This is a genomic window from Peribacillus sp. FSL M8-0224 (assembly GCF_038003055.1).
Classification (GTDB): domain Bacteria; phylum Bacillota; class Bacilli; order Bacillales; family DSM-1321; genus Peribacillus; species Peribacillus frigoritolerans.
The window spans coordinates 689,957-706,008 of the sequence record NZ_JBBOOJ010000001.1 but is presented as its reverse complement, the minus strand read 5'-3'; the positions used below and the strand labels follow the sequence as shown (position 1 = coordinate 706,008).

The 16,052-nt window shown below is 37.0% G+C and carries 13 protein-coding genes; all 13 read right to left on the bottom strand.

Annotated elements, in window-relative coordinates; all coding sequences use genetic code 11:
- Window positions 1–189: 189 nt before the first annotated feature.
- Window positions 190–1,548, bottom strand: a complete 1,359-nt coding sequence (locus MKX49_RS03380; protein ID WP_063596761.1) for a glycosyltransferase family 2 protein — start codon at window positions 1,546–1,548, stop codon at window positions 190–192.
- Between the two features lie 730 nt (window positions 1,549–2,278).
- A complete protein-coding gene (locus MKX49_RS03375; RefSeq protein ID WP_340874971.1) occupies window positions 2,279–3,178 on the bottom strand; it encodes a carbon-nitrogen hydrolase in 900 nt (299 codons plus the stop codon).
- Between the two features lie 35 nt (window positions 3,179–3,213).
- Window positions 3,214–4,839, bottom strand: coding sequence for an amidohydrolase (locus MKX49_RS03370; RefSeq protein WP_340874968.1), 1,626 nt, complete (start codon window positions 4,837–4,839; stop codon window positions 3,214–3,216).
- A 34-nt stretch (window positions 4,840–4,873) separates the two neighbouring features.
- The gene (locus MKX49_RS03365; protein WP_340874966.1) at window positions 4,874–6,220 is read right to left on the bottom strand and encodes an APC family permease; all 1,347 of its coding nucleotides are present in this window, start codon (window positions 6,218–6,220) and stop codon (window positions 4,874–4,876) included.
- A gap of 502 nt (window positions 6,221–6,722) precedes the next feature.
- A complete protein-coding gene (locus MKX49_RS03360) occupies window positions 6,723–8,066 on the bottom strand; it encodes an MFS transporter (protein ID WP_340874963.1) in 1,344 nt (447 codons plus the stop codon).
- A gap of 372 nt (window positions 8,067–8,438) precedes the next feature.
- Complete coding sequence (locus tag MKX49_RS03355) at window positions 8,439–9,218, bottom strand: IclR family transcriptional regulator (RefSeq protein ID WP_340874961.1); 780 nt, start codon at window positions 9,216–9,218, stop codon at window positions 8,439–8,441.
- A gap of 144 nt (window positions 9,219–9,362) precedes the next feature.
- Window positions 9,363–9,824, bottom strand: a complete 462-nt coding sequence (locus MKX49_RS03350) for a flavin reductase family protein (RefSeq protein WP_063596850.1) — start codon at window positions 9,822–9,824, stop codon at window positions 9,363–9,365.
- Window positions 9,824–10,645 carry an FAD synthetase family protein gene (locus MKX49_RS03345; protein WP_340874959.1) on the bottom strand — a complete coding sequence of 274 codons (822 nt, stop codon included), beginning with the start codon at window positions 10,643–10,645 and terminating at the stop codon, window positions 9,824–9,826. Before MKX49_RS03345 ends, MKX49_RS03350 begins: the two co-directional genes overlap by 1 nt.
- 484 nt (window positions 10,646–11,129) lie before the next feature.
- Entirely contained in the window at window positions 11,130–11,846 is a 717-nt protein-coding gene (locus tag MKX49_RS03340) for a hypothetical protein (protein ID WP_340874956.1), read from the bottom strand.
- Between the two features lies 1 nt (window position 11,847).
- On the bottom strand, window positions 11,848–12,525 hold the full coding sequence (locus MKX49_RS03335; RefSeq protein WP_318291041.1) for a DUF2848 family protein: 678 nt from the start codon (window positions 12,523–12,525) through the stop codon (window positions 11,848–11,850).
- Complete coding sequence (locus tag MKX49_RS03330) at window positions 12,522–13,313, bottom strand: carbon-nitrogen family hydrolase (protein WP_048689657.1); 792 nt, start codon at window positions 13,311–13,313, stop codon at window positions 12,522–12,524. The genes MKX49_RS03335 and MKX49_RS03330 overlap by 4 nt, the downstream gene beginning before the upstream one ends.
- Before the next feature lie 28 nt (window positions 13,314–13,341).
- Window positions 13,342–14,808: a 4-hydroxyphenylacetate 3-hydroxylase family protein gene (locus tag MKX49_RS03325; RefSeq protein ID WP_340874949.1), complete on the bottom strand. Its 1,467-nt coding sequence runs from the start codon at window positions 14,806–14,808 to the stop codon at window positions 13,342–13,344.
- A 486-nt stretch (window positions 14,809–15,294) separates the two neighbouring features.
- Entirely contained in the window at window positions 15,295–15,966 is a 672-nt protein-coding gene (locus MKX49_RS03320) for a GntR family transcriptional regulator (RefSeq protein ID WP_340874948.1), read from the bottom strand.
- Between the last annotated feature and the right edge of the window lie 86 nt (window positions 15,967–16,052).

Here is a 16,052-nt window from a genome sequence, read left to right as displayed (position 1 = left end):
ACGACAACGAAAGCTACAATCTTCATTTAAAGCTACAGCTGAAAAAAATAACCGCCCCCTTTAAAGGGCGGTCTTCGAGAATTTTGCTAAATTAATCTTTCTATAAACGCAATAATTGGCATTTAGATGCCTAATTTGACATTTTAAAAAAGCAGTATGTTGAAACAGAACATCAGGCGAGATTTCAAACTATGCTGCAGATTTTGAATCAGTTTGATAATTTCTTCCTGTTCGAGCAACTTTATTCCAGTCTTTGTTAAAGAAATAAGCAATGCTCCCATACATAACAATATACAAAGTTACAAATCGATAGACAAATATATCAAAAATAATTGTAATAAATAATCGATATCTATCTTTCTTCTGAAACGTAAACCCGTAATGCTTACCCATACCAATTGCCACCAAGTCATACGTTAAACTAAATAAAAAAATGTAAGACAAATAGGTAAATATATAATAAGGAGAGAAAGTAGGAGGGTTTAAGGTACTATTTATCACAAAAATACCTGTCGTAACATAAGTACCGATGGTCCCTACTAGAAAAGATTCGGCTATGTAGAAAAAGGAAACCGGCTTAGTGAAAAACGTTTTCCAAAAAAAGGATCTAAAATGGATAAAACAATCAATAAATGCTTTTTGCCATCGTATGCGTTGCTTGATAAAATCCTTCCAGTTCTCAGGTAATTCTGTATAACAAACAGCTTCCGGTACAAAAACAATCTTCTTTTTTTTCTGTCCCGATATGTACCTATGAATGCGCAGTGTTATATCAATATCTTCTCCTATTGTTGTACGATATCCTCCTACATCAACAAGAGCTTGTTTTGTAAAAATACCAAATGCTCCGGATATGATAGCTAATGCACGAAAGCGTGCAAGAGATACTTTAGTAATATAGAATGCTTTTAGGAAATCCAACATTTGGACACGAACTAGCATATTTGTATGAAGTAAAGACAAGTCTCTCAAAGGATTAGATGTTTTTGTTTGCAAAACGTGCACCATACCACCTGCAGCAACTACATCCTTATCCTCAAATGTGCTGTTAACAATTGATAAGGCCTGTTCTGTCAATATGGTGTCAGCATCTAATGTTACAATCAAACTTTGGCTAGAATATTCAATACCTGCATTTAAGGAATCAGCTTTTCCCCCATTCTTTTTATCTATAACGTAGATATTAGGATAAAGTTTGGATTGATAAAAATTTTCTACTTTCATATGGGAAAGCTTTCTAAGTGCAGATTTTGAACATGGTTTTAACTTTAGAAATTTATGAAAGAGATTCATAGTCTTATCATTTGAACCGTCATTGATATAAATGACCTCAAACTGTGAATAAGATAAGGATTTCATACTCTTAATGGAGGTTTCTATAATTCCCTGTTCATTGTAACAAGGGACTAGAATACTAATTCCTTTTTCCTTTTCAAGATTTTGTTTTATCCCTTCGTTTTGTTCACGAAACCAAGGTAAACAATGGAACAAATGAAGTAAAGAAAAAACAATTGATAAACAGAACAAAAATACGATAAAAATACCCAATAAAACAATCCTCCTTAAAAAAGAATAGCAAAATAATATTGCTTTCTCTCAATATAATTCAAGAGGAATTTGGCTTTTTTGAGGGTAAATAAGAAAAAGGATATATACTCCACGTATTTCAGGGAAATCTAAAACACTTAATGGATTCTTTTTTGATACTATTTTAGCGGTCTTCCTATAAAAAAATCCCTGTTTGGGAATTATCTTAAAATATAAAAAAGTACACCTATTAGTCATCTATAATAAACTAATAACTCCACCTAAAATTTTTATTTCCTCAGAATTTTTTTCCTTGTTTTTATACTTATAAACCTGTTTTTTTTGAACTTTGATAAAACTGCTTGTATTAACAAAAACGCTATACCTTTTAAGGCATAGCTCTCAGTAGCAAAAAAGAAATGATAGGTAGTCCCACCTTCTATTTCTTTTAAATATATTCCGCTATAATCGACTGAACCCCATTATCTCAATTGCATAATTTGTTACGCAGTTAGCAGAAACGGTTATTATTTTACTAATGTATTCGCCTGAACATAAACAACGTGTCCACCAACAATCGTTCGTTTAAATTTCAGGCGAAGTATACCAAATTTTGAGAAGAAGGATTGCACAGCCTTAATTACGATGTGGTAAGCGTAAAATAAGACAGCAATCCCTACTTTTAAAAAACAGAATTAGCTTGATGGGTACGGACCTCCCAAGAGAAAACACATGCATTATTTTTTAATGACTATCTAAACAGCGCTTTGTTTGTTCCCTTTTTTGAAGGGGGTGGGGTCGGTAGTATTTCTTTTTGTAATATAGGGCCGTATGTATCGACACGACGGTCTCTAAAGAATTGCAGAATTTTTCTAGTCTCTTCTATTTCTTTTAAATCAATTTCTTGGACAATAATTCCTTCTTCCTCATCAAGTGAAGCTAAAATATTCCCGAATGTATCGCTAATGAATGAACCGCCGTAAAAATTCATGTCCTTTTCCTGGCCCACTCGATTTGTCGCAGCAACAAATACACCATTAGAAATGCCATGAGCGGAAATTGCCTTTTCCCAGGATGATCTTGTTGATATCTCGGGATGATCTGGCTCTGAACCAATAGCAGATGGATAGAATAATATTTCTGCACCTTGTAAGCTCAAAATTCGGGCAACTTCTGGATACCACTCATCCCAGCAAATCCCAACTCCTATTTTTCCATAAGCCGTTTCATAGACAGGATATCCAGTATTGCCTGGAACGAAATAATATTTTTCATGATACTGGGGACCATCCGGAATATGATTTTTTCTTGTAATCCCTAAACATTCCCCATCAGCATCAAATACAGCTACACTATTAAAATAAATACCAGCACCTGCTCTTTCGTAAAAAGGGACAATCAAGACAATGGCCAATTCCTTAGCTAATTCACCCATTGCGGCCAATGTACCACTATCTACATCTTCTGCTAAATCATAATTTTTCACGCTAACCGTTTGCGGAAAATATTGCGAAGAAAATAATTCCTGTAAGCAAACGATTTGTGCACCTTTATTTACTGTTTCTTTTATTTTCTCTATCGTTTTTTGAATATTTTCCGCAATGAATTCTCCGCAATGAATTTGAATAAGCCCAACTTTCACTTTTGACATTTTTCTCACTACCTTCCTTTTTATCATTTTTTATTTTATACAGTTGTGATGACCTGGTTTTCATATACGATCTTTCCATCCATGATCGTCATCTTCACTTCTGTTTCAAGAATTTCCTCTGTTGATATGCTAAATAAATTTTTATTTAATACTGCGATATCCGCTATCTTCCCTGCTTCCAATGTGCCTAATTCCTTTTCTCTGAAAGACCCGAATGCCGGTGTAGCCGTGTAATACTTTAACGCTTGTGCTAATGTTACTCCTTCCGACTCTTGCCACGCCTTCCCGGTTAGATCTTTTCTCGTGATTGCCTGATAAATGCCCATCATGGGATTTAGGGGCACTACAGGAAAATCTGTACCAAAGGCAATTTTTGCACCAGTATCCACGAGTGTTTTGATAGGATAATAGAGTGGTTGTTGTTTTTCACTGATTCTGTCCGTATATGCCTCACTTTCCATTAATTCAATATGTTTAGGTTGAAATGAGGCGATTACATTTAATTCCTTAAAGCGATGAACATCGTCTGGATGCAATACCTCCACATGTTCAATGACATGTCTGGCATCTCTTTCCCCATTTACGTTTCTCGCTTCTTCAAATGCATCCAATGCTAAGCGGACAGCACCGTTACCAATAGCATGGAAACGAATTTGAAATTTTTCCTTATCTGCCTTTTTTACTAATTGTTTAATTGTTTCAGCTGGATACGTGGTCCCGCCTTTTGTTTCAGGACGGTCTTTGTAATGATCCAATAAAAAAGCAGTATGACTAGTCACGACACCATCTATAAATTGTTTTAATCCAGAAAAGGTAAGCTTGTCTGACTGATAATTTTTTTGTAATTCCTTGGCGGCAGCTACATCCATTTTTAACTCCGGCGAAAAGTGAATTCTGGTTGTTAGTAACCCTTCTCTCTCAAATTCCTTAAAAATTTCAAGGTCGTCTAATGGATTCGGAGCAATTTTAGCTCCGTATAAATCATTAACGGATGTGATTCCCAACCTTTTTGTTTCATTAAGAAAATCTTGGAATAGGTTTACACGTTTTTCTTTCGGTAATTTGTATGCATGTTCTGATGCATACCCAATTGCCTGTTCAAATAGAAGGCCTGTCAGTTCCCCATTTTCATCTTTTCCAATTTCTCCATATTCCGGATTTGGGGTATCCTTCGTTAATTGGATCATTTCCATCGCTTTACTATTAATCCATGCGTAATGCACTTCTGCATTGAATAATAAAACGGGACGATCACAAATATATTTATCCAGTGTTGTTCTATGTGGCAGCACTTTATTCTTCCAATTGGTATGATCCCAGCCAACACCGAATATCCACTCATCATTTGGTCTCGTTTCTGCAAATTCGGCTACTATTTTGGCTGCATCTTCTTCTGAAGCTGCATCAAATAATTTGGCACTATCCTTCTGTAAAATGCTTCCCATCATAATGTGCATATGAAAATCATGAAATCCCGGAATGATCAGCCCCTCTTCGAAGTCATACACCTTTGTTTGATCTCCAAGGAATGACATTATATCTTCTTTAGAACCGATTTTAATTATTTTATTATCTTTAATAGCGATAGCTGCCTGTATAGGCTCATCTTGTAATCCAGTAAAAACATGTTGACCAGAAAGAATGATGTCTGCATTTACCATTATTATCCTCCTTGATGCATAAAGCTTTTATGCTTTAATTTCTTTCAATCGCACTATCAATGGAAAGCTCTGGCGGCCGCTTACTAAACATTTTCGTATTTGAAAGCAGCATGATGACACCTATTCCGAACCACCCTAGTCCGAGTAAGAGTGCCTTTGAATCAAGACTGGTCCATAACCAAATTGTGAAGCTCGTACCAATCAGCGGCAATATTAGGTATTTCAATGCATTAATTCCGTTTCGCTGTTTTTCTCTAATAAAATAATGGGAAATAACCGAGAGATTGACAAATGTAAATGCAACAAGCGCCCCAAAGTTAATAAAGGATGATGCTGTCACTAAATCAACAAATAAAGCAGATAAAGCAAAAATACCAACTAAGATGATGTTGTGTGTTGGAGTTTGAAATTTTGGATGAATTTGACCAAATATTTTCTTTGGAAGAACTCCATCTCTCCCCATGGCATACAAAAGCCGCGAAACACTTGCATGAGCTGATAAACCGGAAGCCAGCCCACCGGTAATGTATCCTGCTAGAAAAATAGATTGAAATAAATGACCCCCGATGTACATGGCAATTTCCAAGGATGCGGAATCTGGATCTTTAAAGGCTTGGAAATTTGGGTAAACAAGGTGACTGATGTATGAGATGGTGACAAACAGACCTCCTCCTATTAATGCGACGAGGAAAATGGCCTTTGGTATCATTTTTTTAGGATTAATGGTCTCCTCTGAAAATGTGGTAACAGCGTCAAATCCTAAAAAAGATAAACATAAAATGGAGGATCCTGCCAATACTAAAGATAGCGGTATATCGCCATTCACGAATGGAGAACTCATGAATAATGTTCCTGAACCCATTCCGTTAAGTACCCCTTTAATCGAGAGGAATGTAAATATAACGATTATTAAAAATTGAAAGGCAACTAATAATAGATTTATTTTTGTTGCTATTTTCACTCCAATTATATTTACAGCGGTGATTAAAATGACAAAGGCAATTAACCAGACGGAAAAAGGAACGGATGGAAAATACGCGTTTAAGTAAATGGCGATCAATAATCCATTGATCATTGGCAAAAATAAATAGTCCAATAGGATGACCCATCCCACTAAGAAGCCAAGGTGAGGATTAAGGGCCTTTTGAGTAAATGTATAAGCAGAACCGGCAACAGGGTAGGCCTTGACCATTTGACCATAACTATAGGCTGTAAACAACATACCAACCAAAGCTATGATATAAGCAGCTGGCACCATCCCTTTCGTTATTTCCGCAACAACTCCATAAGTAGAAAAAACTGTTGTAGGTGCCATATAGGCCAATCCAAATAGCACTAAAGGAAATACTGTTAACGAACGTCTTAACTTTGCATTCTCCATGTATCACTCCACCCTTATTCGTGATTAATTAACTTATATGCAAATATCATACCAAGTGGGGATTAATGGTATTTTTCCAACAATTTAAATATACAGATTATTCGGTTAATTAAAAGGTTTATGCAATTCTACATCAATTATTTAATATTGCATAATCAGTCGTCCAGTGACGGGATATGGCAACCCATTATTCAATACTTTTCTTCTTCAGCTAGCCGTCCTCGGCGCTCACTATCGGATATGTAAGAAATATCTATTCATTAGGTCATATATTAAGGGAAAAAAATTAGCTGGGCTGTTTATTATTTTACTAATGCCCTCGCCGAACAGAGTCTACGTGTTCATAGCACATTAATGGTACCTTCTGCCGCAAACACTTCAAGGGACTTCAATCAAAGAGAGCGGTATCTGAAGGCTTCCCTACCTCAGCCGCTCTCCATTAACTGTGAAAACGTCACCATTTTTAAAGATCAATCTATTTCCCTCTTAGTAAGACAATCCATTACCCGCTTATTTGATTATCTGTATCCTTATCATCTAGTGTCCTTTTTTCAGAGAAAGGATTACTTTCATTTTGACTATTGCGGACAAATAATACTGAGATAAGAGATGCGATACAAAGAAATACTAAAAATGAAGCAAGCGGAATCCAAGAATTATTGTAGGCGCCCACTAATATAGTCGCAATCATTGGGGCCGTTCCACCAAATAATGCAGAGCCTGTTTGATAACCAAGCGTTATTCCTGTATAACCAACATTCGTACTAAACATTTCAGTAAACATTGTCCCGATAGTCGCCGCAATTGGAGGCCAAAGTATTCCTAAGCCCACTATTGAAATAACATATAACCAGGGAGTGGATTGTAAGGAAAACAAATAAAAGTATGGAAAGGCAAAAAGAGTTATCCCGATTGTCCCAATAAGAAAAACACGTTTAAGGCCAATTTTATCAGACAACATTCCCATAAATGGCATGCAAATTGCTGTAACGATTGTTGCCACCGTAACTACATTTAAAGCTGTAATCCTTGAAAAACCTTGTGTTTCCGTAGCATAGGAGATGAAAAATGTGGAAAATAAATAGAATGGGCCCACTTCAACACATTTTGCACCTAAAGAAATTAAGACAGCTTTCCAATGATATCGCAGTGTCTCAAAGAGTGGGATTTTTACGACGTTTCCTTTTTCTATCTCTTCTTTGAAGGCCGATGTTTCCTCAATCCCTTTTCTTATCCAAATACCAATAACAACCAAAATCGCACTTAGGACAAATGGCACTCTCCATCCCCATGAAAGGAATTGTGATTCCGGAAGTAAACTCATTAATGAAATGGAAAATGTCCCAAGTAACATCCCAAGAGGGATACCCATTGCAGGAAAGCTTCCAAAAAAGCCACGTCTTTCTTTAGGCGCAGATTCAACCGCCAGGAGTATCGCTCCCCCCCATTCTCCGCCAAGCCCGATACCTTGAACGAGACGAAAGAAAACAAGGAGAATTGGTGCCCAAAGCCCTATCATGCTATATGTTGGAAGAAGTCCAATACAGACGGTAGAAACTCCCATTAATAAAAGTGAAAGCACGAGAGTATTTTTCCTGCCAAACTTGTCTCCCAAATGACTAAATACAAGCCCTCCAAGAGGTCGTATAAAAAAAGTAATGCCAAATGATGCATAAGCAAGCAATAAACTTACAAACGGATCATCATTAGGAAAATACAGTTTATTAAATACAAGTGCAGCAACGGTTCCATAAAGAAAGAAATCATAAAATTCAATGGTACTGCCAAGTAAACTCGCAAATAATATCTTTTTTGATTTCTTGTCCAGTTTCTTTTTCCCACTCAATTTAACACACCTCCGGATTAGTTACTTTCCTGGATGTGGATTCTTGGATGTGGATGGCTTGCTGATTATTAATAGAAGGTTAAAGGTGCACCATCATTAATGAAGAACTAGGTTACTTCCCGATATAGAGAGTCTGACCTCCTGCCATTCGCTTACTTTGCTCCTATATGCTGGGTTAAATTCTACCCCTTTCCCCTTCTTTAGTTTTTCCTGTAAGATTCATCGTCATCAGCTGGCATCCAGTTAATGAGCGCCCAAATCCATAAGTATTATGTATAATGTATTGTGTATACACAATACATTATACAAAGCCTTCAATAAGGGCAATAATCGTTCTTGTAAAAAAGCATAAAGACTATCGGAATTGATCTCTCAACCGTGGACATATTCAGCTTCATTATCGGCATATCCAAATTCCCGTGAAATCTCGAGCGCTGCACTCTTCACTTTTTCAACCAATGGAGGCAACAACTCGTTTCGGTAACCCACCTCAAGACCAGTAACACTGATCCCCGCGATGATATAACCTTTGTCATTAAAAATAGGAGCGGCTACTGCAGATATATAATTTTCAAGTTCCGAGTGACTGACCGTATATCCCGTTTTTTGAGATTCTTCTAGAAGAATCCGAAGTCTCTCTTTATCAGTGATCGTTCCAGAAGCAATCGACTTCAGTTCGATTTGCTCTAAATATTGTTCGCGCTCATACTGCGGCTGAAAAGCGAGAATGACACGAGAACACGCTCCGGCATAAAGCGGAGTTCTCCGGCCAATTGCCGTATTAAGCCTAACACGCTGTTTTGTATCCAGTCTTTCGATATAGATGGCCTCTTTGCCATCTTGTACGACGAGATTAACAGCTTCCCCTACCTTGTCATGCAGTTTTTGCATTATTGGCAAAGCTACCTGCCGAATATCAAGGCGTTCGGCTACCAAATGGCCGAACTGAAGAAATAACAGGCCAAGTGAATATTTTCCAGCTCTCCCCTTATCGAGAAGACCCATCTCTTCAAGTGACATGACCATTCGATAAACAGATGTTTTCGGTATCCCTGAAATATTTGCGATTTCATTTAAACTTAACATTGAATGCGTAAAAAAAAGATTAAGGATTTCCATTGATCTGACGGCCGTCTTATTTTTGCTTTGCATGAGTTTCCCCTCCTAAACAAAACAAGACCCTTTCAAGAAAGCTTTACAGTCTATTAAGGAACCAGTAAGCTCCACGTTCGGATTCGTAACTTTTAAACATAACTTTAATGATCAAACTTAAATAATAATTCCGCCTTAAACAGCTTAGCTGAGTATTTTGCCGTATTTCCCTTCATAAAAGGCCAGTGGTGCCCCTTCGCTAATGACGAGTTCAGTTACTTCTCCAATAAAGAGTGTGTGGTCCCCAGCTATTTGTTTACTATGGACCTTACATACGATATTTGCTAAAGCATTTTTTATTACTGGAAGTTCATTTATCCAGCCAAATTCAATCTGACGGTTTTCTTTAATCTGCCCCGCAAAATGCATGGATAACTCTTTTTGAGCTTCTGACAATATATTTACAGCAAACTTTCCAGATTCATTAATTTTATCTAGCATTCTGGCTTTTTCGCCTATGGATATTAAAACCAATCTTGGATTAAGGGAAACCGACATAAATGCATTCGCCGTCATACCGTGTACTTCATCTTCTAAATATGTTGTAAGTACTGTTACGCCTGTTGCAAATTTCCCCATCGCGTTTCTAAAATTTCTATCATCCATCATTTTATAACCTCCTTAAAATTTGAACTATACTCAGGCATTGACCCAAAGGGTATCTTGTTTAAGAATTTAACTGTCAACTCTTCGGCAACACCTCCCTTCAGCATTTCTATAATTTGACCGCTTATTTCATCATTCCTCTTGCTGGACCCATATCTTATAAATAACCCCTGACAAGCTTTGTTCCCGTTTTTGATTTCTACACTATATACACCTGGTGCTGGCAGGATATACTTATTTTCAATATGAATTTCCGATTTTTTCTTTTTCTCATGTTTATGTCTATTTGAAATATAAACAAAGCCTTTAACTTCAAATTGATGTCCCATATAGTAAGGTACAAGGTGGACATCTCCGTCCCTTACTATTTTTCTAATTAAAGTTGAACTTATTTTTTCGCCATTATGTGCCTGTTTTGAAATGACGGTTACATCAAAGGAGTTGTTTTTACTCACTTTTTGCAAATAATCAACATTACCCTGAGCTTTATTTCCAAAGGTAAAGTCGAATCCTACCACTATATGTTTAGCTTGAAGACCTAAAACATATTGTTTAATAAAATCGGATGGCTGTAGGGAAGCCAATGATAAATTAAACTTTATGACAAAAAGCTTGTCCACTCCAAAAGCAGCCATTCTTTCAATCTTTAAAGCTAGGGGAGTTAAATACCGCAAATCTTTCTCCCATTTGATTACTTCATTTGGATGTGGATCGAAGGTCATTGCCGTGAATTTAAGCTTGTTCTTTTCGGCTATTCTCTTGGTTTGCTTTAACAAGGATTGATGACCTAAATGAACACCGTCAAAAAAACCTAATGCCATTACGTGGGGCTCCCTTGGATATAGGGATTCCTTTAGTGGATGTGCTAAATGGAAAACTTCCAACTTGCTTCACCTTCTCTGTCATCAAAATAATGACTTTTAAAATGTTTAGTCGATATTATTTAGTGCAATACTACTTCAAAAACCTTGTTTCCGTTTGGTACTAAGGACCATGTTTCGTCCCCAGTCGATAATCAACCATTAATGGAGTGCATTTTAAGTCATTTGAACTTTTCATGAATGTGCACTCATTGTTTACCGATTAGAGTTTATGTGTAATGAACTCTGTATACATAATTCATTACACATAAACTTAAAATAGCCACTTTCTGAAATAATCGAATTATCAATTTGAGCATTAGCATTTGGTTCCTGCGTATGAATGTATCAGAAATAAAAGGCTCCTCGTTGTTTGATGTCACGAGAAGCCATTTGATGGATTGCCATATTGCTATAGGAATGCAGAATCCCGGTACTTACCTCTTTATTGTTCCGTGGAGTAGTAGCGGACCTCGAAAATCTTACAGCCATCTGGTGATTTCCACGGTCCATGTTCCATACCGGGTGGGCGGCAAGCAACCATTCCTGCTGTAAATTCCTCATTTAAACGCAAATCGATTAAAGACCCTTCAATAATATATAATTCTTCCCAAAAATCATGGACTTGCACGCCATTAGGAGATGTATCTGTACCTGGACCGTTATGAAGAATTCTTGTAGCAACCCCTGTAGTAGGGTCAGAAGCAATGATTCTTTCAGAAAGGCTCTTAACTTTACTAAAAGGCTGCGCTTCAAAAGTGGTATGATCGACAAATTCATGTTCTTCTTTTTTCTGATCTGCATAATAGCGAACTTCGAAAATCCTGCAGCCATTAGGTGATTTCCATGGACCATGCTCCATCCCTGGAGGACGGCATGCAACCATTCCTGCTGTAAATTCCTCATTTAGACGTAAATCGATTAAGGATCCTTCAATAATATATAATTCTTCCCAAAAGTCATGGACTTGCACGCCATCAGGGGATGTATCAGTACCTGCCTCCAGTTCAAGGATACGAGTTGCTACATTAGTATCTGGAATCTGCGCAATGATTCGTTGAGATGCACCTTCTACAGTTTTTGAAGGAACGGCCTCAAAGGTCCTATACTCAACAAATTCCAACTCTGGTTTTCTATCAATTTTCATTTTTGATTTTTCCATTTCAAACTACCTCCGCATCCACTAAAATATGAACCTGATAATTCAATTGAATTTTGTTATCTGTTAAACGATCATATAATTCTGCTGAAAATGCTTCCCCATAAATGAATTCACCATTTTTAATCGGTAATGTTCCGCAAAACACAATCATATCCTCACTATCATAGCCACGTTCCTCGATAATTTTGAGCAAATCTTCAGGATGCAAGAATTCTCCTAGCTTGCCTGCTTGGTACTCTTTTTTCACCCCATCAACAATCATCCAGCTTCTCATTTCAATGTCATCCCATCGATCTTTTACGTCATCCAAGGCCCAAAATTGTGTTGAAATAGGTTTGCTGCATACTTGTTTGGATTTCTGAATAGACACTTTTTCAAGCCCGCGGTCCGTGTGGTCACTGCCAAGTCCTAAATACCATTTCCCTTCAATTTTCATGATGACCACTTCTGCTTCTCCGCTGCTGCTTTCTTGAATAACTGAAATTGAGTTATTTGTCGTAATGAGATTTGTTGAAAGATCGTAAATCATCGGAACTTGTGGAGGAGCCGGAACGCCGATCTCCTTCAATTCATCAATATGTTTTTTTACAGATTCCTGGTCTTTTCCCGTATACCCGGCAATAAGCAATCGTTTAGGGTCTGCGACAATATTTCTTCCACAAACATTAATATTTATCAACTGAATTCCTCCTGCCTATCTAAAACCCGGTGCTTCAAATTAGGAAATACATCACGAATTTTAGCAACCTGAGCTGGATCAATCTCTGTTTTAATAATAGTTTCTTCATCTCCTCCAGCAGCCACAACAATCCCCCAAGGGTCAACCACTTGACTATGACCAGCTAAAAGGACGTCATTAGTATTTCCAACACAATTACTCGAAATCAAGAAACACTGGTTTTCCAATGCCCGAACTGAATTGAATAATTTCCAATGCTCCAGTCTTCTATGCGGCCAAGCAGATGTAACAAGAAGTAACTCTGCTCCTAAATCCACTTCTGCACGGTACAATTCAGGAAATCGCAAATCATAACAAGTTGATAAGCCCACTTTCCCGAATTCTGTATCGACTACAGTTGTTTCATTTCCTCTCGTCAATATTTGACCTTCTTTTGAACCATAACGAAATAAATGCATTTTGCGATAGGTTCCTATTAGTGTCCCATCCGGAGAAAATAGAACACTTGTGTTGTAGTATTTTCCATTATTTTTTTCTATAAAACTACCTGCAAATATATATGACTTAACTTCTTTGGCCTTTGCGGAGAAACGTTGGACAAAATCGCCATTCAATTCTTCTGATTCGTCCATATAACGATCAAAAGAAAAGTACCCCGTTGCCCACGTTTCTGGTAAAACTATTAAATCTTGTCCTTTTAATCCATCAATCATTGACTCCACACGATCTATGCGAGCAGATTTAGATTCACTATCTTTAATCTCCAATTGTATTGATGCAATTTTCATTTCTGCAACACCCTTTTCTATATATTTTTTATATTAGTTCTTCCACTTTAGTGGGAAGTGAATAGCTTCCTAAAAATCTATCCACCATTTGAACCGGCTCATCATAGCCGTAATTTCTAAATGAAAAGCCTTTCGTGACGAAAGGTGCACCATTATAGAACATTTCATACTGTTGATGCCTGCCACCGAATTCTGAACCAATGATATCCCATACTAACTTAAATAGTTTAATTTTCTCCTCAGCCCCAACTCCCGTAGAACGTATATATTGATACATATCATCTTTCGTTTCAGGATTGATGAGCTCTTTATATGAGGATGGTAATTGTAAAACGCCTCCACCGCATAACTCCCGTAAAATTTTAATAGTGGAAGCATAGATAGTTTCCTGTTGACCGACTACACCATAGAGAAAACGTGGATTCGGTCGTGCCACACCGTTTTTGTCGATGATACAATTATATTCAGAAGCTAAAAGATTACCTTCTACAGAAGCCGCAATAGAAGCGAGTTCCCCTAACTTCTCTTGGACTGATGGGATTTTATCAATTCCATTCATAGCAGCAACTTTTCGGGCAGCACCAATCAAAAATTTCAATTTATTGCTAAATCTTATTTGCGCTTGATTATTGCCTAATACGTGAGCTGGTGTTTCATGGAACTGAGCTCTCACGATGTCAATATTTTTGTAAACAAAAATATCTTGCCAAGGAATAAATACATCGTCAAAAACAACTAATGAATCACTTTCATCAAAACGGGAGGACAATGGGTAATCAAATGTGCTTGGTGATTTTTCAGCATAACCAGGCCTCGCATAAAATTTTAATCCTTTTGCATGAATCGGCAGGACAAAAGACAAAGCATAATCTTCATCACCAGGTCTGAGTGGTGTAAGGCAACTTACGAATAAGTAATCGGATACGGCTGATGCAGTACCTAGCATTTGAGAACCTCGAACAATAATTCCATCCTCCCTTTCTTCGTACACTCCAACTGGGAGAAACTTATCTTCCTGCTCATGAGCTGCTTTACTTCGATCAATTTGTGGCGGAATAATAACGTATGTTACATATAGATCTTGATCTCGTACATGTTTATAGAAATTCAAAACATTATTTCCATAACCTTCTCCTCCACGATCAAACACTTCGGGTGAACTGGCAAAAGCAGCCAAAAAGCTGGCAACGTGATCAGGGCTTCTTCCGACAAATCCACAAGTTGCTTCAGACCATTTAGAAATCGCCAATCTTCTCTCTTTAAGTTCTTCCCGACTCCTTGGAATCATATAAATTTTATTTGCTAGTGTACCGTCCTCAGTTTTGTATGTCATATTCTGAGATTCATCCCATGCTAGGTCGTATAAGCCTGCAATGGTATGGGTAATTCCTGTAAAAGCTGGGTGGGTCGTCACATCCGGTACTCGTTCCCCATTTATGTAGATTGCCCTATCATCTTTCAATGTCTGTAAATATTCTTTACCTGTTCTAACCATACCTGATTCCTCCTATATGTTTGTATAAGTACATGTTTTAAAAACAAGAAACGATTTAAAAGCTTAACAGGCGAACCTTAATTGTATTTTGTATGATGTATTATGTATTGTGTATACATTAAAGGCTTTGCCAATTCCTATCATGTAATTATGGTTGGTAAAGTCAAAGTGAATTTAATGTTTATCCCTTAAATATTCTCTACTCTTTACCTATAAACATCAACGATGGGTAAACGCTTTCATTTGCAATGAACTATAGACGGTTCTTTCAACACCATGGCTTACTATCTAAGCAAAAACCCAGGAAAAAGCATTCGGAAGAATTTCTCCAAGGTTTTTGCTCTAAACGTGAGAATTGGTTTGATCTTGCTGTAAATCTTCCATTTCATAGGCAAGTTTGTTCAAAACCGTTATTTTTGTCCCTATAAATATAGTTAACTACCTTTTACTAGGAGCAATCCCTCCCTTCAAGCATTTGATAGAAAATCAGGAATTATCAACCATAATCAATGTTTCTTTTGTTTTTTCCAAATGGTTTAAAATCGCCTGTGAAGCTAGTTCGGGATTTTTCTCCTCTAAAGCCTGGATAATCTGAGTATGTTCCATTAAAACATTTTTCATTCTCCCAAGTTTACTGACTGCTTTTAACCCCATTAGCTGAGTAAGGTTATGAAGATTGTTCAAAACTTGCTCTATTATGGTGAAGTTTGCCAGTCTTGTCAACGAGAGATGAAACTCATGGTCTAGCTTAATAAAACTAATAGCATCATCATTTTGCAATGCTTCTTCTTGCTGCTTCAGAATTAATTTAAGCAGTCTCAGTTGTTCAGGTGATGTAATTTCTTTTGTTAGTTTTTTCACTGATTCAACTTCAATAGCACTTCTTAGTAAAAAGATTTCATCCTGTTCCTCTGGAGTAATCTTTCTTACAGTTAAACCCTTCCTTGGAATGGAAACAAGTAATCCTTCCTTCACCAAATCTTGAATAGCTGCCCTTACCGGAGTTCTTGAAGTATCTAACCTTTCCGCTAATTGAACTTCTGTAAATATTTCATCACTGGTAATACCACCAAATAAAATAGCTTTTTTTATTTGCTTATAAACTTTATCTTGTGTTGTTCTTTCCTTTTCGATTGGTTTTAAATGAATTCCTGCCATATTAATCCGTCCTTTTTGATAAGTCTTTACAATATGAACAACTTGGATTTATATGATTGGCTAAATCCTCATATGTGTTATGTATA

Bases quoted from the DNA above. Each gene is read 5' to 3' on its own strand.
- MKX49_RS03355 (WP_340874961.1), bottom strand. From the start codon at position 9,218: ATGCAAAGCAAAAATAAGACGGCCGTCAGATCAATGGAAATCCTTAAT.
- MKX49_RS03345 (WP_340874959.1), bottom strand. From the start codon at position 10,645: ATGGCATTAGGTTTTTTTGACGGTGTTCATTTAGGTCATCAATCCTTG.
- MKX49_RS03340 (WP_340874956.1), bottom strand. From the start codon at position 11,846: ATGGAAAAATCAAAAATGAAAATTGATAGAAAACCAGAGTTGGAATTT.
- MKX49_RS03375 (WP_340874971.1), bottom strand. From the start codon at position 3,178: ATGTCAAAAGTGAAAGTTGGGCTTATTCAAATTCATTGCGGAGAATTC.
- MKX49_RS03320 (WP_340874948.1), bottom strand. From the start codon at position 15,966: ATGGCAGGAATTCATTTAAAACCAATCGAAAAGGAAAGAACAACACAA.
- MKX49_RS03365 (WP_340874966.1), bottom strand. From the start codon at position 6,220: ATGGAGAATGCAAAGTTAAGACGTTCGTTAACAGTATTTCCTTTAGTG.
- MKX49_RS03325 (WP_340874949.1), bottom strand. From the start codon at position 14,808: ATGGTTAGAACAGGTAAAGAATATTTACAGACATTGAAAGATGATAGG.
- MKX49_RS03330 (WP_048689657.1), bottom strand. From the start codon at position 13,313: ATGAAAATTGCATCAATACAATTGGAGATTAAAGATAGTGAATCTAAA.
- MKX49_RS03350 (WP_063596850.1), bottom strand. From the start codon at position 9,824: ATGGATGATAGAAATTTTAGAAACGCGATGGGGAAATTTGCAACAGGC.
- MKX49_RS03370 (WP_340874968.1), bottom strand. From the start codon at position 4,839: ATGGTAAATGCAGACATCATTCTTTCTGGTCAACATGTTTTTACTGGA.